The sequence below is a fragment of the Colwellia sp. SU-HH00943 genome (genome assembly GCF_057546125.1).
In genome coordinates, this window is record NZ_BAAJLW010000004.1 from 375345 (window position 1) to 394895 (window position 19551).

Sequence of the window (19551 nt, forward strand, 5' to 3'; positions counted from 1 at the left end):
TGGATATTTGCTTACTAATAAAGAGATAAACCATGCAACACATTAACCTCGCAACATCGACATTATCATCTTCAAGACTTATTTACGGCTGTATGCGCATTGCTGGTGATAACTCAACACAAGATAAGACCAAAGGAAAACATGCCATTCAAACGGCAATTGATGCAGGTTACAATCACTTTGATCATGCAGATATCTATGGCGGTGGCGAGTGTGAAAGCCTTTTCGGTAGCTTATTAGCAGAAAAACCCAGTCTGCGTGATGACATGATTATTACCTCAAAGGCAGGCATTCGCGTAGGCAATACTCCCAATATCGGCGATCCAAAATGCTATGATTTTTCTCATACTTATCTCACTGGGCAGGTTGTAAATTCACTCAAACGACTAAACACCGACTATTTGGATCTGTTCTTATTACATAGACCTGATTATTTATTTAACGCGCATCAAGTTGCCAATACGTTAAAATACTTAAAGGTAAGTGGCAAAGTGAAGCATTTTGGCGTCAGTAATTTTAGTCCCAGCCAATTCGATTTATTACAATCGGCATTCGATGAACCCTTACTGGTTAACCAAATAGAAATTAATATTCATAACATCAGTAGTTTTACTGACGGCACGTTAGATCAGTGTCAGCAGTATGGTACAACTCCCATCGCATGGTGTCCGCTTGGTGGTGTGGTTTATCCAGCGTGGGGTAATACTTTTTCACCGGAAGACGAATTGCGTATAAGCAATGAAGTCAACTTACAAGCACAAAGGTATAACTGTAAGCCTTGGCAACTAATCTTAGCTTGGCTTTTAAAGCACCCCGCCAATATTTGCCCGATTATCGGCTCAACAACCCCTGAGCGAATTATTGCAGCAAAAGAGTCACTCACCTTAGCTTACAGTCATCAAGATTGGTATCGCTTACTTGAAGCTCGAAATGGTCAACCAATACCATAAACCCAAATTAATAAGAAGTATCTAACACTTCATAAAAGTGCTACCCCCCTTATTTTACATGGTATTTACCCGTATTGCGTTGAAAACTTGATCAGTATCAACAAAAACGCAAACAAGAATTGTTTTCATTTATAATCAAATATATATTTGCGCTACTTACCTAGCAAAGAGCAAATTATGAAAACTTTATCTCCCCTTTACCTCGCTATTATTGCGAGTTTATCCATAGCAACTCCTTTGTCCACTTACGCAGAAGAAGCAGCCGAAGATTCAAAAGACATTGAAGTTATTGAAGTAAGAAGCTTTAGACAAAAACTTGATCAGGCGGGTCGTTTAAAAGATGTGATTCAGCAAACAGAAATTCTTGATGCGCTGACCATTGAAAATAAAAATGCATTAAGTCTAACTGCCGCTATCAACAACGAACCTGGTGTTAATGTTTCCAATGAATGCTCTATGTGTGGTGTAAAACGTATCATGTTAAACGGTATGAAAGGTGAGCACACAACCATCTTAGTTGACGGTTTGCCTACCCACACGCTAATTTCTGGTTTTTATGCTGTAGATGCTATTGCCACGACAGGCGTTGACAGAATTGAAGTAGCTCGAGGTGCCGGTGCTTCATTGATCGCCCCAGAAGCCATTGGCGGCACAGTAAATATCATCACCAAAGAAGCGTATGAAAATACAGTCGCTTTTGATTATGCCAAAGGCTCACATGACTTTACCGCTATGAAAGGTTTAGCAACCGGTGTTTCTGACGATGGTAAGACAGGTATCACCTTAATTAGCCAATACGACAAACAAGATCAAGAAGATCATGATGACAACGGGGTTAGTGAAGCACCTTTTATTGAAAACCTATCCTTAACTGCATTTATTAGCCAAGATCTTTCTGATACCAGTAATGTTCAAGTACGTATTTCAAAAATTCAATCGGAAATTTTTGGTGGTCCAATTTTAGGTGATGCTGTAAATTCAGTCGGTGCCGTTATTGCAGGCTATGATCAAGAAGCATCAGATCAACTTTTCGTGGATGATGATGTACGCAACGATTATATCGGTAAGCCATGGGAAACCGCTGAATGGATTGACACTGCTCGTGATGAAGCTTTTGTTAAGTATTTAACTGAGCTTAGCAATTATACGGTTGCAGAGTTTGCCATAAGCTATGCAAACCATATTCAAGATTCTTTTTATGAAGGTATCGATTACCAAGCTGATGACACCATGTGGTACGCACGTGCCAAGTTTGACATGGAATTATCAGACGAACATTTCATCACCTTTGGGGTTGATACTCGCCGTGAAGCAATGCGCTCCTCCACTGACGCATTAGAAGCTGTTGAAGCATATCAAAGCGATGCCTTTGATTACGATACCACAGGTGTTTTCTTTCAAGATACTTGGATTCCAATTGATGAGCTTGAAGTAGCTTTTGCCGTACGTATCGATCAAGTCACCGCCGACTTTATTGACCCTGAAAAAGTAGGCACCGAAATCGACGAAACTTTTGTAGCTCCTCGCTTAGATGTTCGTTATTTTCATACCGATGAGTTAACCTCTCGTTTTTCAACAGGGCGCGGCTATCGTGCACCTTTGTCATTCTTTGAAACAGATCACGGTATATTAGACGCTGAGCTAGGTTATCAAATTGATATTGATTCACTTGAAGAGTCTATTTCTGCAAGCTACTCATTGAGTTATGACAATGAAGTCTTAGCCGTAACGGCATCAATAGCGCATTCAACGGTGGACAATTTAGCCAGTTTAGAAGAAACCGATGAAGGTGTTCCGCTATTAACGCAGTTAGATGATAGCGCAGCAGTAACCACGTTTGATATTACCGCCGGATACAATATCACTGAAAACATTACCGTCAACATTGGTGTAGAAAGGTTTGATTACGATGACAACTTCAAGTCTTCATATGCTATTGCTCCTGTAGAAGAAAGAGCCAGTTTCGAACTTCAATATGAAAAAGACAACCTTAAAGTATTTTGGTCAACCGTGTGGTTTGGCGAAAAAGATCTCGCTGAATATGGTTATGAGGGTTACAACAAACTCAATGATCCAAGCTCAGTTAAAACACTTGTTGGTCCGGCTTTTTCAAGCTCAGACTTGAAAGTGCAATATCAACTTACTGAGCAAACTAAGTTGTATGCTGGCGTATCAAATATATTTGAAGAAACACAAATAGACAGTGGTGACACGCCTTTGTTCTACGATGCTAGCGGTGGCTATGATGTAGCTTACATTTATGGTGCCTTACATGGTCGAGAGCTATACGCGGGCATTGAAATCAAGCTGTAGCTTCTTCATATGACAACAAGTAACTTAATCAAACAACTAACCATAGCTCTGACATTAGTCAGTGCCATGGTTGGTGCTAACCCTATAAAAGCATCCCCTTTCACGCTGAAGCCGCTTCATCATGCTCAAGAAAATAAAGAAGTAGCAGCAAATAACCTCGCCACTATTACCATGCTTTTTCAACCTAATTGCAGCTGGTGTAAAAAGCAAGGTGAAACACTGGCCGACGCATTCAAGCAGTGTCAAAACTCCGTAAATATCGCCTTAGTCGGTGTACAAGGTAATACTAGAGAATTACGAAAGGCCTTTAAAAATTATCATCAAGCTATTCCCGCCTTTGTTGCCAATCGCAAGTTTTTACGAGCAATCGGTGGCTATCAAGCATCACCCACTACGCTTATTTATGATAACAAGGGACAACTAGTCACTAAAAAGCGTGGTTTCATTCCTCGTGAAAAGCTAAGTGAGGCGCTAACTATTCTTTCCGGCGGAAATTGTAAGATTTAACACTTCAATCCTCATTAAATTACGTTAATATTAGGCTATTAATATTCAAAGTAATTTACCCGGATAAGGACTATTTGTGCTTTTTACTCAATCTGCAAACGCCACTGAGCAATCTACAACCTCAACAACCTCACTTGCACCAACGGATCTCCTCAAAGAGGAGATAGACCAAGTCGCTAATGTATATAATATTATTATTGAGTTTTTCACCAATTACAGTTTTCAACTGATTGGCGCCTTAATCATTTTTATTATTGGTTACATGGTCGCAGGCAAGATATCAACTTGGGTGCTTAAACTATGTCAGCGACACCAATTAGATATTACTCTCAGTCAATTCTTAGCCAATACCACAAAAATGCTGATTGTGATCATGATAACCATAGTATCACTTGGCAAATTAGGTATTAGTGTTACGCCATTTATTGCTGCGATTGGTGCCGTTTCATTAGGTGCAGGTTTAGCATTACAAGGTTTACTTGCCAACTATGCTGCCGGTTTTAATATCATCATTATCAGACCTTTTGTTGTCGGTGATACTATTACAGTACACGGCGTTACAGGCGTGGTAGAAGAAGTGTTACTTGCTTATACTTTGTTAAAAAATGAAGACGATGTCATTATTACCGTACCCAACAAACATATTGTTGGCGAAATACTCCATAACTCGAAAAACGACTCTTTATTAGAGCTTAAAGTCGGCATTTCATATAACCACAACCCGCTAGATGTGGTGAAGTTACTTGAAAAAACAATAGAATCATTAGACATTATTGGTGACAACAATAAGCTACAAGTGGGTATTGATGAATTCTCAGATAGTGCGATTACCTTAGCAGTACGCCTTTGGACTCCAACGGTGAATCTCTATGAAGCGAAATATAAAGGTTATGCTGCTATTTATTCCGCACTGGATGAAGCCAATATTCATATTCCATTCCCACAACGGGATATTCATATTCATCAAGCAAGTGAATAATACGAGTTAACCTGAACTCGCATTAAGCGATATTTAGCAAATAGAAAAACCATCAAAATAGTATATTGAATCACTATTTTGATGGTTTTTCTTATTTTAAGGCTAATTTCTCGTCAATAGTGAGTTAATGCAAGAAAATTTAACGCAGAGGTCTAGAGAATTAGCTGCTAGAGAAACATTTGTAACGCCAAGCTCAGGTTATTTATCGTTATTTTTATTAAACAAAGCTACGATTTAACACTCTTCCCCCTAAAACTGCATTACCTTCAGCGTAATAAACAATTAGTTTGAGGTTTATTACGCAAAATCAACACTTCTCTTCTAAACTTTTATTACATAAATTTCTTATGTGACTTACATACTGGAACCAAAAAACAATTGGTTAACCAATTAAAAAGTTCCACTAACAAACGGAGGGTCTATGATAGGTAACAAATCAGTTTGACATAGTTTTTCAATCCCGTTATATGAAAAAATCTATTTAAAACATGAAACAATTTTTCTTAAAAAAACATTTAGTAATGGTGAAAAAACAACCACTCACGAAGCAATCTAAAGAATTGTTAAATAAAGATAAAATATAAAATTTTCAACCGTGCAAAAAACAGTACTATAGCCAATTATAGTTTTCAGGAATGTCCGGTAAAACAATTTGGTAATAACAAACGGTTGACAATCATTATTTTATTGGTTAGCTTTTAGTCAGTATAAAAAAAGGCTAAAGCCTCCATTACGATAAAAAAGATAATAATCACTTGGGAGAACAAAATGAAACTAAATAAAATTAGTCAAGCACTGAATAATTATAAAAAAGTGTCATTGACGAAATCAATTTTCACAACAGCTATGCTATCTATGCTATCTACTGCAGCAATTGCAGAAGAATCAGCTACAGATCAAGCTAAAGCGGAAAAAGATGTTGAAGTTATCGAAGTTACTGGTATCCGAAGCGCACTTACTAGTGCGATTTTAGAAAAGCGTGATGCTAACAACCTAGTTGAAGTTATCATTGCTGATGATATCGGTAAATTACCTGATCAAAACTTAGCGGAAGTACTTGAAAATGTAACTGGTGTTCAAATCACTAGGGAAGCAGGTGTTGGTACAGGTGTTCAAATTCGTGGTACTGACTCTAACCGTGTTCAAGTAAATGGTGTTTCTACTGTCGGTTCTGGTAACGATCGTACAGGTATGAGCTTTGAAGATATTGATGCATCAATCATTTCTGCAGTTGAAGTAATTAAATCACCTGAAGCAAAAACTACTGAAGGTTCAGTAGGTGGTACTATTAACCTAAGAACAATTCGTCCACTAGCATTAGGTGAGACTTTAGCTTCAGTACGTGTTCAAGCAGAAGACAGTAGCTTATCTTCAGATGGCCCAACACCAAGACTTTCTGGTACTTATGGTGACAATTGGGATACTGATTCAGGTAAATTCGGTGTTGTAATTAGTGCTAGTTATACACGCTCTGATAACAGTGAATTCCGTCCTCGTCTTGACCGTGACAATCTTACTACGTGTCCAGATAGTACAACTTGTCCAGATGGCGCAACTCATTTCATGGGTGTTCAATTTTTGAACCAGGTTCAAGTTAACCAAGAATATGAAACAACTAACATCGCGAGTAGCTTTGAATATGCACCGAATGACGATGTTAAATTCTATTTGGATGCTATTTTAAATGACCAAGAACGTAGACAAGAAAGTTCTAGAGTACAGTTTTCAAATGTAAGTCGAGTAAATGGACGAGGCGCGTCTGACGCACTTTGGGCTGATTTCACTGGCTTTGAAACTGTTCATCTTGGTAACCTACCAGGACGTAATGGTAATCAAGATCTTGGCAATATTCTAGTAGCTAATCAAGGTACGTTTACTCCACAACAACTAGATGATGCTGTTAGCGATCGTGGTGCTCCATTTATGCGTACCTCTATGGATTCTGGTTCTCGATTAACAGACACTCACTTATTTAGATTTGGTTCTGAATTTACCTTAACTGACAACCTTATGGGTTCAGCAGAAGTATCAACAACAGAGTCTAAAACGGTTGAACCTAACCTTTCACTAACGCTTAACTTTATCAACCCGAACTCAGATAGATTTGGTGATCGTGATGAAAATGGTATACCAGTAGCATTTGACTTCACTGACGGTATTGCGTTTGGTATCAATTTTGATGACCCATATGCACCAACGCCAGAAATGTTATTAGATCCAGCAAACTATGTAATGGATAACGGTGGTACTTATAGTGCTAACGAAAGAGAAAATAAAGAAGATACGTTCCGTGCTGACTTTACTTATTTCGTTGACTCTATTGACTCAATTACTTCAGTAGATTTTGGTTACCGCTATAATAAGCGTACAAGTATGAGAGATAACATCAGCGCTAGTGCTGGTGGTACAAGTAGCTACGCAAACAGCTTAAATGGTATGTACGTTGCTGATATCTTAACGGAAATCCCTGATAACTTTGGCGCTGGTACTGGTAGCTCATTATTTGTTAATGGTGTATTACACTTTGACCCAGCAAAAGCAGTTAATGCAGAATCATTTGTAGATACAGTAAATGCTGGTATAGCTGAGTCTGGTGTTAGCCAACCTCCTATGAGTACTGAACTAGAGAGTGATGAGTCTGCTTACTTTGATATCGAAGAAACGTCTCATGCGCTTTATGCTCAATTAAATTTTGAAGTGGGAATGTTCCGCGGTAATGCTGGTTTACGTTATGTAGAAACAGACTTTGAATCAAACAGCTCTTCTAGAGTATTCGACCCAACTGATGGTACTCCGTCTACTGTGCAAGTAAATGGAAAAAGTTCAAATAGCTATGTATTACCACGCATAAGTGTTGTAGCAGATGTAACTGATGACGTTCTTGTTCGTGCAAGTTATTCACATGATATTAATCGTCCTGATTTCGAGCATATGACAGCAGCACGTACTTTACCAAACCGAGGCGGTGTAAATGATGTTTCTCGTGTAGGTAATGCTGATTTAGAGCCAGAAGAAATAGAATCATTTGATATTTCTGTTGAATGGTATTTTGCTGAAGCAAGTATTCTTAGTGCTGGTTTTTTCCATAAAAAACGTTCTAACCTATTTGGTGAAGTAATTGAGCAACCAGGTGCTATCAATGAAGATGGTGATCGTGAGCAACAAGATATGTGGGGTAATACTACCAGTGCGCATGACGGTTCTCCATGTGCGTTAGGTGGTGTATTCAGTGATGATACTGATGCAGGTATCTTTGGTTCAGGTCGTGGTGTTTGTGTTGGTGATGCTACCCGTTTCAATGCTGAAGGCGAAACTACGCAATCAGGTTTTGAATTTGCAGTTCAATATTCTCTTGCTGAATTTGAAGAAAGCCTTGGTTGGGCATCTGGCTTTGGTGTAATTGCCAACTATACGATTCAAGACGCTGATGTAAATACTGGATTCATTGATATTGGTGAAACTCGTGCACAAGCGATTTATGCGGCACAAGGTTATGATTCAGTGACTAACCCTGTTAGTCGTGAAGCGGCTAGTTTGTTGAACCTTTCTGAAGATGCATACAACTTCACAGTGTTCTACGAGAAGTATGGTGTTACAGCGAGAGCTCGTTATACATGGCGTAGTGCTTACCAAACTGATAATTTACCAGGTACTAGTAACGAATTCGACCCAATGGGTACGAGAGCGGTTGTTGAAGCTAGAGGCCAGTTAAATGCAAGCGTTAGCTACGATATAACTGATAACTTTGTAGTTAGTGTTGATGCAGTAAACCTTACTGAGTCTGATCAAGATATTTCTTGTATCGCTGAAGGCGGAGTATTGTGTTACAAAGGTATTACTGACCGTCGCATTATTGCAGGACTTAACTACCGTTTCTAAAATATCTAACGAAGAAATGCCATCAACGATGGCATAATTCCTAAGATATGGATGAAATAAAAAAATAAAAAGAGCCTATTAGTAGGCTCTTTTTTTAATAAATGCTAGAAAGTTTAAGTCGTATATGAATTGGTATATAGTTAATTTTGTTTGAATTCCCCCCTTATAAGACAGTTCGTTTTAGGAGAAAGCTATGTCATCAATGAAAGGAAAAGTAGCCATTGTTTCTGGTGGTGCACGAGATATAGGTAGAGCCTGTGCTATAGATTTGGCAAAGCAAGGGGTCAATATTGTTTTAACCTATCATGCCAGTAGCGAATCAGCCTTATCAGTGGTAAAAGACATTGAAGCTTTAGGCTGCAATGCCATCGCACTACAAGCCGATCTAACCCAAGAAAAAGATGTCAACAACGTAATTCAAACAAGCCTTAAAACCTATAAACATATTGATATTCTTGTACATGTTTCTGGTGGCTTAGTTAATCGCTTTAAAATTGCTGAAATGTCTACTGCACACTGGGATAGTGTCATGGACGTTAACTTAAAATCTCTTTTTATGATGTGCCGAGCCTGCATTCCTCACATGAAAGCTGGCAGTAGCATAGTCACTTTTGCTTCACAAGCTGCTCGAGATGGTGGTGGAAATGGTGCTGTAGCTTATGCTTCTTCAAAAGGTGCAATAATGAGTTTCACACGAGGTTTAGCTAAAGAGTTAGGTCCGGATATTCGCGTTAATAGTGTTTGTCCCGGTATGATAGCAACAAAATTTCACGATACCTTTACTCAAGATAATGTCCGCGAATTTATTTCTGGCATAACCGTAGCAAAGCGTGAAGGAGAATCTGAGGAAGTAGCCAAATTAGTCACTTTCCTTGCTAGTGATAATGCTTCTTACATGACAGGTAACTGTGTTGATATTAATGGCGGTCTACTATTTTCATAATAAGCGTTATGTAAATATTGCTAAATAAAAGTTTAATCTTTCTGGGTAACATGCTGAATATATTGTTAGTATTTATTCGAATTTTAAAACTACTATAAGACAATTAATAGTCTCATAAGTAACATTACCTATGAGCATTTACGTAAGCAACTTACGTAAAATAATGCCAAAGCGTTCGCTTTCAAATGTAATAACAGTTAACAAGAATTAACCTGTAACTTCTTTTTACATCAGTAAAATAGCGTTAAATTACTGAGATGATTATAAACATTAACGGCGGCTTATCATTGAATAAGCTTATAAAAATTAATAACAAGAATTGTAAAACTAAGAAATAACCAAAGCCTGATAAACTCAGTTAGTTATATAGCTTTGGTAATAACAAATTGTTAAAAAGAAGTTTTTCTTTTAAATAATTAAATAGATGCACGAACGAGCAGTTAGGAATTAGTGCATATGAGTTTTCTTTTATCTAATAAAAGAATAAAGATCTGGAGATTATAAAAAATGTTGAAAAGTATTAAGGTTCACTTATACCCTGTAGTGCTATTGTTTGCTCTTTTCTCGTGTGTGCAAGTGAGTAATGCGCAACTAGTAAACAATATTGAAGAGTTTAATAAAGCGGTAAAAAACGTTAAAGCTGGCGATAAAATCATTCTAGCTAATGGTCAATGGAAAGACGTTGAGCTTGTGTTTAAAGGTAAGGGTTTGCCAGATAAACTTATCGAGTTAACTGCTCAAACACCAGGTAAAGTAATCATTACAGGTCAGTCAAATTTAAGCTTTTCGGGTGAATACTTACTAATTTCAGATTTAGTATTTAAAAATGGCTCTACTCCCACTGGCGAAGTTATCTCATTTAGAACTTCAAACACAGAGCTTGCTAATCACTCTCGAGTAACTAATACAGTGATTGATAATTTTAGCACTACAGATCGCCCTATGTCGGATTTATGGGTAGCCATGTATGGTAAAAATAACCGCTTTGATCACAACTCGTTAGTCAATAAAAGAAACCGTGGTGTTACGCTTGCTGTTAGATTAAATTCTGAAGCGAGCCGCAAGAACAACCATATTATTGAATACAATTACTTTGGCCCTAGGCAAATCCTTGGTGCCAATGGTGGTGAAACACTGCGAATAGGTACAAGCCACTTCTCACGTGAATACTCAAACACCATAGCGAGATACAACTATTTTGATCGCACTAACGGTGAACATGAAATCATATCAAACAAATCAAGTGGTAATTCATTAATTAACAATGTATTTTTTGAGACTCAAGGCACGCTTACCATGCGTCATGGCCACTTCACCAAAGTTGAAGGTAACTATTTCTTAGGTAACCGCAAGCCTAACACTGGTGGTATTCGTATTATTAATGAAAGCCAAAGTGTCAGTAATAACTATATGTATGGCTTAACTGGTCAACGTTTACGTGGCGCTTTAGTGATTATGAATGGTGTACCTAATTCACCACCAAATCGTTACGATCCGGTTATCGATTCAGCTATGAATAATAACATTGTTATCGACAGTGATTATATTGAACTCGGGGCTGGTGCCGATGAAGAGCGCTCAGCTCCACCAACCACTTCAGAATTTAAAGGTAATATTATTTTAGGCAAATCTAATCTATCGCCATTTACCTTATATGACGATATGTCTGGTATTAATTTTAAAGGTAACTTCTTAAATGAAGAAGCAAGTACTCCCATTAAAAGTGGATTTACTAGTACGCCTTACCAAGTTTCCGTTAATAAACACGGATTAAAATCTCCTTCGCAAGCGCTTTTAGATAAAATAGGTTTTGGGGAAGTAAAATTACCCGTTACAAAAGAAGAGACAGGCGCTAAATTCTATACGAAAAAAGAAACAGCGATTGCTTTTGATAGCGGTAAAACAATTGCAGTACCTAGCGGCACCAATACTATCCTAAATGCATTAGCTGCAAGTAAACCAGGCGACACTTTGGTACTTGAAAACGGTGGTCATTATTTACTAACAAAGTTTGCTGAAATACATCACCCTATTACCATTATGGCTAAATCAGGTAAAAAGCCTATTATTCGCTCGCAAAAGCCAAACTTTATCAACATTGAAAATGGCGGTGCTTTATCGCTAGAAAACCTTTGGTTTGATGGCGCAGAATCTCCAGACTATAAAGGCAATAACGTCATCAGTACGAGCAGTAACTCAATGAACATTAATTACAATTTATCTGTTCGCAATATCAAAGTGACTGATTTAAACGTTAATGGCTACTTCTATTTCTTTAAAGCTAACGCTGGTACTTTTGCTGACACTATTGAAATTTTAGATTCAGAATTTATTAATATTACTGGTGCAGTTTTACAGCTAAACCGAGAAATTGATGACCTTGGTGTATACAGTGTAGAAAACTTAGTAATCTCTGGAAACACCTTCACTGACATCAAAGAAGAAGTCGCAGCAGTCTACCGTGGCGGTCGAGATGAGAGTACTTTTGGCCCTATTGTCACTGTCAGTAACAATACCCTATCTAATGTTGGTAAAGGGTCAACACATAGATCCGGCTCGTCAATGTATTTCCATGGCGTTCAACGTTTGAATATTTCAAATACTCGTTGGAACGAAAGTGCTCCGTTAGAACTATTCCTTACCAATGGCGGCCCTATTACTGTCATCGACAATATCGTATTTAAAGGTACTGATAAAATCCGTGCAAATAGCGATGATTACAAAGCTTCAAATATTAGCTATAAAAAGTAAGTTTCCATATTTACGCTAAAAGCTCAGCCATACTGTACAATCACCCTAGCGGTGATTGTACAGTATTCTTCTAACGACTCTCTTTTTAGGGATAGTTTTAATCGTCAATAAAAAAACTTATGACAAAAAATTCAGTGGGTTATTTACTTAATTTTGTTTTAGGTTTAGCGTTCCTATTCTCTATCAACATTTCGTATAATGGTGTTCTAGTATTAATTGAGTAACAGGGGAGTAATATGGTTATTGTAGTGGGTGGCGTTTCAGGTACAGGAAAATCAACCATAGCGAAGTTATTAGCAAACAGGTTATCGTTACCTTTTTTTGATGCTGACGATTTTCATCCGGAATCAAATGTGCAGAAAATGCAAAATGGCATAGCGTTAAATGATGATGACCGCCAACCTTGGCTTCAAACGCTTTCAAAAGAATTAAGCCAATACGAAAATAATGGCGGTGCTGTACTTGCTTGCTCAGCATTAAAAGAAGCATACAGAGAAGTTTTAGGTTTACACTGTCAAAAGCAACTAAACTGGGTAATGCTTCATGGTTCAAGAGAGCTATTAACGCAACGATTAGCCTCACGACAAGGGCACTTTTTTGATGCTAAGTTACTCGACTCTCAACTAGATACTCTGCAATTGCCTAACTATGGTTGCCTCGTCAATGTCGCAAATTCACCTGATGAAATAGTCAATATCATTTTAGATCAATTGAATTACAACTAGGCAAATAATGACATAAAATAACTTCAACTGTATTACCAATAATTATAGTTTAGCCAAGGCTTATTCCATAATTATTGGTAAAACCAGCACAAGAAAAACACCGCTAAAAAACATTACAAATTATTTCCCCATAATAAAAAACAATTACACAATATAAATAAATCATTAAAATACAAACAATTACATGATTCCATCACGTTTAGACTTAGGAAACAAGTTTGTAACAATGATTATTGCCAATTAGATTAATCTTGAATGCAAATCTTTCTTACCAATAACCATTAATTGGTTGACACTCAAAGAGGTTTTGGTTAGTATTTTAATATTCCTGATTGTTTTAGGTATTTATTCAATCAGTTTATAAAACGAGATAGTAGTAAGTTTGTTTGGATTACGACCATATTTACCACTATTTCGTTTGAAAATTTATTTATGTGTTCATACTTTCAGTAGTCATGTGAAGCAGAGATAGTTTTCAAATTTAAAGAACATACATAATATTTTTAGGAGTTATACATGACTAAACCTACAATTGGCTTTATCGGCCTAGGCCTTATGGGCGGTAACATGGTTGAAAATCTACAAACACGTGGTTTTCAAGTAAATGTAATGGATCTTAACAAAGATGCTGTTGCAAAAGTACTTGCTCGTGGCAATGCTACAGAAGTTACTACAGGTAAAGAATTAGCAGAAAAAAGTGATATTGTAATGCTTGCACTTACTACATCAAAAGTAGTTGAGTTAGTAGTTTATGCCGAAGACGGTATCTTAGCTGGTATGACTGAAGGCAAAACATTAATTGATTTTGGTACTTCTATTCCTGATTCAACTCGCAAAATTGGTGCTGCTCTTGCTGAAAAAGGCTGTGGCATGATCGACGCACCATTAGGCCGTACACCTGCACACGCTAAAGATGGTTTATTAAACATTATGGCAGCTGGTGATATCGATACATTTAATAAAGTAAAACCTGTATTAGACGAGCAAGGTGAAAATGTATTCCATTTAGGTGCTTTAGGTGCAGGTCACACAACCAAATTGATTAATAACTTCATCGGTATGACTACAGTTACCGCTATGTCTCAAGCATTTGCTGTAGCAGAAGCAGCTGGTGTTGATGGCCAACAGTTATTTGACATCATGTCAGCAGGCCCATCTAATTCGCCATTCATGCAATTTACTAAGTTCTACGCAGTAGATGGTGAAGAGAAATTAGGTTTCTCTGTTGCTAATGCAAACAAAGATTTAGGTTATTTTAACCAAATGGTTGCTGATTTAGGCGGCGAATCTTTAATTGCTCAAGGTACTTCAGCAAACTTACAAGCTGCAGTTGATGCAGGTTTAGGTCAAAATGATGTTCCTGTAGTTTTTGATTACTTCAAAACTAAATTTTCGAAGTAGTTAAAATTTGAGCCTACTACGGTGTTTATGCATCGATTGATACAATGCTGTAGTAACGCTTAACACTGTAATTGAGTTTCCACCCACTCAAGTACAAGTGTAGTTTGTTTTATTGAATATGTAGGTTTACACCCTATTTGGCTTCTCATTTGAGAAGCCTTTTTTATGGCTTATTTATAATAAACTCGACGAGCAATATTCGATAAAAAGCTAGTACCTACTCCGCGCATAACTCCTTAACGGCTTTTACTTCGTGCTAACAATAATTATTTTAAAGCCCTGCTTTTAAATATTATTAAATGTTGCTAGCCCATTAGCTTTTTCTACGCTTTTGAAAATTTTAAGCTTGCATCGGTTTATTTCCCACAAAAAACAAAACTAACAAAGCAACTTCGACTTACTTCACTTCACCTTTAATAATGCAACGAATAGAGCCTATTAGTGCTTAAATTGAGTTTAATTTGAATTATTAATACTACTCTCTACATACTACTGGTTTTGTTAACTACAGGAACATTAGAACTCATACCTTTAGTCAGCCTTTGATGAAAGAATTAGTACTGAATGATTTTATCAATACTATGTATAGTAATGTCGTTAAGTTATAAAGAATGGAGTTAAGTGTCTACTAACTAAATTCGCTATCCGCAGGTTAACTTAGCGAATCAAATCTAGGTTTCAACATAGAAGCTTTTCTTATATAAAGCTAACGGAAGCTGTTTTTCAAATTATCAAGTCTTGGCTAAATTTACTTTAAATGTTCTTTTTATTCACACAACGATACTAAAGCAAAAATAATAACCAAAAAAAATGCCGCTATTAATAAGCGGCATTTTTAAATCATGTTTAAAACATTAATCTACAACTTCAAGATGATTAGTCTTCTTTTACTGTTGCTTCAGCAGAACTAGAGTAAGTCACACTTAGATCGTCATCCACAGCATAAGATTCAAAGTCTTCAGACAGCACTGTCGAACCTGTTCCATCAGCAATCACGATATCATCAGCAAGTAATTCTTTAGCTGACTCTTTCGAAGAGCTACCAATACGTACTTGATACGTTTCTGTCGCTGTCCCTGTATTAATTGCAACATAAGGGCCGTAGAAGGTTGTACCACCATCAATTGACACAGAATAACCTGTAGCAGTCCATTCAAGTACTACATTAATATCAGTGTCATCTGAGAAAGTTAAACCATCAATGATTTGCTGAGACTTTGCTGCATCACGGTATTTAACTGTACCATCATTAGTAAAGATAATTTCACCCGTTAGGTTGCTAGAAGAAGCAGAGCCACCGTAAACACTAATATAAGCGGTATTATCTTCAGAAACATCTGGTGTAGCCGTGAAGCCAGCAATGGCTTGTAACTTAATGGTTGTAGAAATAGAGCCTTCAGCAAGTGCTGCCGTTGTTAAACGTAATTCAGCATCAGCCGTTAATGATGTATCCGCCATTCTAGCAACTTTATCCGCACCACCAGCCGATAAGGTCTTAACAGTGGCTTCAGCAGAGCTTGAATAAGTTGTACTTAAATCATCACCTTCAGCATAAGTCTCGAAGTCCTCAGCTAGAATTTCCGTATCATTTGCATCAGCAATCACGATATCATCAGCAAGTAACTCTTTAGCTGACTCTTTCGAAGAGCTACCAATACGAACTTGATACGTTTCTGTCGCTGTCCCTGTATTAATTGCAACATACGGACCGTAGAAGGTTGTACCGCCATCAATTGACACAGAGTAACCTGTAGCCGTCCACTCAATAACTACATCAATATCAGTATCATCAAAATAAGTTAAGCCATCAATAGTTTGTTGACTTTTTGCTGCATCACGATATTTAACAACACCGTCTTTAGCAAAGATTATTTCACCTGTTAGGTTACTTGAAGAGGCAGAGCCACCATAAATACTGATATAAGCGGTATTGTCTTCACTAACATCTGGTGTAGCCGTGAAGCCAGCAATGGCTTGTAACTTAATGGTTGTAGAAATAGAGCCTTCAGCAAGTGCCGCAGTTGTTAAACGTAACTCAGCATCAGCCGTTAATGATGTATCAGCCATTCTGGCAACATTATCTACACTAGATCCCGCTAGGGTCTTAACAGTAGCTTCAGCAGAGCTTGAATAAGTTGTACTTAAATCTTCACCTTCAGCATAAGTTTCAAAGTCCTCAGATAACACAGCCATATCTGATTCATCAGCAATGACGATTTCATCAGCAAGTAATTCTTTTGCAGACTCTTTCGAAGAACTACCAATACGTACTTGATAAGTTTCTGTCGCTGTCCCTGTATTAATTGCAACATAAGGGCCGTAGAAGGTTGTACCACCATCAATTGACACAGAATAACCTGTAGCCGTCCACTCAATAACTACATCAATATCGGTATCATCAAAATAAGTTAAGCCATCAATAGTTTGTTGACTTTTTGCTGCATCACGATATTTAACAACACCGTCTTTAGCAAAGATTATTTCACCTGTTAAGTTACTTGAAGAGGCAGAACCACCGTAAATACTGATGTAAGCGGTATTGTCTTCACTAACATCTGGTGTAGCAGTGAAGCCAGAGATTGCTTGTAACTTGATGGTTGTTGAAATAGAGCCTTCAGCAAGTGGATCCGTGGTTAAACGTAATTCAGCATCAGCTGTTAATGATGTATCCGCCATTCTGGCAACATTGTTATCTCCAGTAGCAACAACAACTGTACCTGTAATTGTGATTGCTAGTTCAGCGGTAGTACCATCAAAAGATTCAATAGTAAATGTATCGATTTCACTCTCACCAACAACAAGTGCAGCAATTGTTGGATCAGTGGTATCAAGAGTATAGGTCCATGAACCATCATCTAATATTTCTAATGTACCGTATGTACCCATTAAGGTTGTCTGAACAATAAAAGCTTCGCCATCATCAGGGTCAAGAACACTAACTGCACCAGTTGTAGTTGTCTCATCACCTGCAATTCTACCAGTTAAACCAAAGAATACTGCTGGCGTAGGTTCTACTGTGCCATCACCTGCATCAAATACAGTAACTTCTGAGTAAATAGCTAAGCCATACTTACTACCTGCACCATCTAAAGTATCACCTATATCATAACCTTCAAAGTCCTCTGAAAATACACTTGTAGTGCCGGCTGTATCAGAAAACACTTCAATGTTATCAACATAGAAAGAACCAAAAGGAATAGTTCTATCATTATCACCGAATCTAAATTGGATAGCTCTCACACCATCTGCGAACCACTGGTCTAAACTTGTAAAATCAGAGTCAACAACAGCAGCTGTAGAGAAAGCACCACCGCCAATTACTTCACCATCAATACTAATGGTAACTTGTTCTGTTGCATCTAGGTCCCATACAATTTCGACATTATAAAATTGTTCTTCTACAAATGGAGCAGTAATTATATCTCCAGGATATGCATCACTGTCAGTATTTCGAACAAAGAAACGTGGCTCTACCGGAGCTTCATCGATAGTCTGGTTACCTTGAATACGTAAATCTACTAACGATTCACTAGAACTACCCGATGAACCATAAAGGGTAATATAAGCATCTTTAACATTTCCATCACTACCAAGAGCAACCTCTTTAGCGAAAGATGCAGTCAGTTTACCTTGACGAAGGTTATCAACGCTAAATCTAATTTCACCCGTATCGCCGCCTGTATCTGATATTTTTACAACCTGAGTAAGGGCAGCAACACGAACATCAATTTCAGCAGTGGTACCATCAATAGAAGCGATCGTAATTGAATCATTTACAGAATCACCTAATTCAAGGTTGGCCACAGTATCGTTTTCAGTGTTAACAGTATATGACCAGCTACCGTTGGCGCTGATGCTAAATGTACCATAATTAAGTGCTACATCTGTTTGCTCAACAATAGCGTCTTCTTCAAAGTTTGGATCAATAATAGTTACTAAACCAGTTAATGGATCCGTAGCTGTATTTTGAACAGTACCGCCAAAATCACCTTCGATAATTGCCGCAACAGGGTCATTGTTATAACCCACAGCAGATCCAATCACGTCAAGTAACGATTCATCAACAGAACTAGCAACTTGTGAAGTAGTTTGTAAATTAGTTTGTGCTGTCTCAAATGTAGCTAAAGATTCTTCTGAAAAAGAACCATCAGCGAGATCAGTAGCGAGTTCTTCAAGAACAGTAGCTAAATCTGCATCTGCGTTGTCAGCATCGAATTGTGATATTAGTGCAAGTACAGAACCATATCTATCAGCTTCTTCAGCACCTTCTGCACCAAGTTCATCAGTACCAACTACAGTTGGAAGTACTTCTGTTACATCAAAACGAATACCAAAACGAGCATTAATGATTTCAGCTTCATCAGCAAATTGGTTTAAATCACTGCCAGCGTTTTGAACAGCCATTTCAGTTAAAGGAGAAACAGCATAAGTAGGTGGTGGTAGTATGGTTTCCACACCATCAGTAGTCTCAACTATATTTTCAACTACACTCACTACAGAGCGTAATTGAGGAGCATCTAAGGTTAAGCCTGTTGATTCATCAGTATAAGTACCGCCGGTACAGGTAATTAAACCTGCACCATCGAAATGTACGTCGGTAAATGTAACGCCACCTGATGCGTCAGAGATTGCAGTCGCTTGCGCAGGAAGTACAGCAGCGCCACTGTCATCTACTTTAAATATTTCACAACTTGCACCATCAACAGGACCTTTAATAATGCTAGCAGTAACATTTAACGTTGGGTTGATAACCGGTGTAGATGCACCAACCCCTTCTGTAAAGCCTGCTTCATCAGTATATCTAGCAGAAACAGAAATTACTGAGCCTTCATCAGCTTCGGTAATCGTGATGGATGTACCTGTAGCACCTGTTGACCATACATAAGTAAGTGTGTCAGCTATAATTCCGTCAGCATCAGTAGCTGTTGCTGTAAGAGAAGCGCCAGCGATAAATTCGCTACCGGTTATTTCTATGCTACCGCGAGTATTACCATCTAGTTCAGCACCGTCATCACCGCCACAACCTACTAGGCCTGTCGCAATGATGAGGGGTATAAGTGATTTATTATTCATTTTTTTACTCCTGAAAGATTTCTTTCTTCA

General features: G+C 37.8%; 10 protein-coding genes. 9 read left to right on the forward strand and 1 reads right to left on the reverse strand.

All coding sequences use genetic code 11. The annotated features are described in order from the left end of the window. Window positions 1-32 precede the first annotated feature (32 nt). The 9 genes from AC27GZ_RS13225 to AC27GZ_RS13265 all read left to right on the forward strand — a co-directional run bounded on the left by AC27GZ_RS13225 (window position 33) and on the right by AC27GZ_RS13265 (window position 14448). Complete coding sequence (locus AC27GZ_RS13225) at window positions 33-950, forward strand: aldo/keto reductase (RefSeq protein WP_487095689.1); 918 nt, start codon at window positions 33-35, stop codon at window positions 948-950. A gap of 177 nt (window positions 951-1127) precedes the next feature. Next, entirely contained in the window at window positions 1128-3263 is a 2136-nt protein-coding gene (locus tag AC27GZ_RS13230; RefSeq protein ID WP_487095690.1) for a TonB-dependent receptor plug domain-containing protein, read from the forward strand. Between the two features lie 9 nt (window positions 3264-3272). After that, window positions 3273-3770 carry a TlpA family protein disulfide reductase gene (locus AC27GZ_RS13235; RefSeq protein WP_487095691.1) on the forward strand — a complete coding sequence of 166 codons (498 nt, stop codon included), beginning with the start codon at window positions 3273-3275 and terminating at the stop codon, window positions 3768-3770. Window positions 3771-3846: 76 nt separating this feature from the next. Then, window positions 3847-4749 (forward strand): mechanosensitive ion channel family protein, encoded by a 903-nt coding sequence (locus tag AC27GZ_RS13240; RefSeq protein ID WP_487095693.1) that lies wholly within the window; start codon window positions 3847-3849, stop codon window positions 4747-4749. 846 nt (window positions 4750-5595) lie between these two features. Beyond that, window positions 5596-8628: a TonB-dependent receptor gene (locus AC27GZ_RS13245; protein WP_487095854.1), complete on the forward strand. Its 3033-nt coding sequence runs from the start codon at window positions 5596-5598 to the stop codon at window positions 8626-8628. Window positions 8629-8821: 193 nt separating this feature from the next. Further along, window positions 8822-9571, forward strand: a complete 750-nt coding sequence (locus AC27GZ_RS13250) for an SDR family NAD(P)-dependent oxidoreductase (protein WP_487095694.1) — start codon at window positions 8822-8824, stop codon at window positions 9569-9571. Between the two features lie 507 nt (window positions 9572-10078). Beyond that, window positions 10079-12322, forward strand: a complete 2244-nt coding sequence (locus AC27GZ_RS13255) for a polysaccharide lyase 6 family protein (protein ID WP_487095695.1) — start codon at window positions 10079-10081, stop codon at window positions 12320-12322. Window positions 12323-12558: 236 nt separating this feature from the next. Then, a complete protein-coding gene (locus tag AC27GZ_RS13260) occupies window positions 12559-13047 on the forward strand; it encodes a gluconokinase (RefSeq protein ID WP_487095696.1) in 489 nt (162 codons plus the stop codon). A gap of 516 nt (window positions 13048-13563) precedes the next feature. Then, complete coding sequence (locus AC27GZ_RS13265; protein ID WP_487095698.1) at window positions 13564-14448, forward strand: NAD(P)-dependent oxidoreductase; 885 nt, start codon at window positions 13564-13566, stop codon at window positions 14446-14448. A gap of 876 nt (window positions 14449-15324) precedes the next feature. On the opposite strand, the gene AC27GZ_RS13270 is transcribed toward AC27GZ_RS13265, so the two are convergent. Beyond that, window positions 15325-19521, reverse strand: coding sequence for a VCBS domain-containing protein (locus AC27GZ_RS13270; RefSeq protein ID WP_487095699.1), 4197 nt, complete (start codon window positions 19519-19521; stop codon window positions 15325-15327). Window positions 19522-19551: the final 30 nt, after the last annotated feature.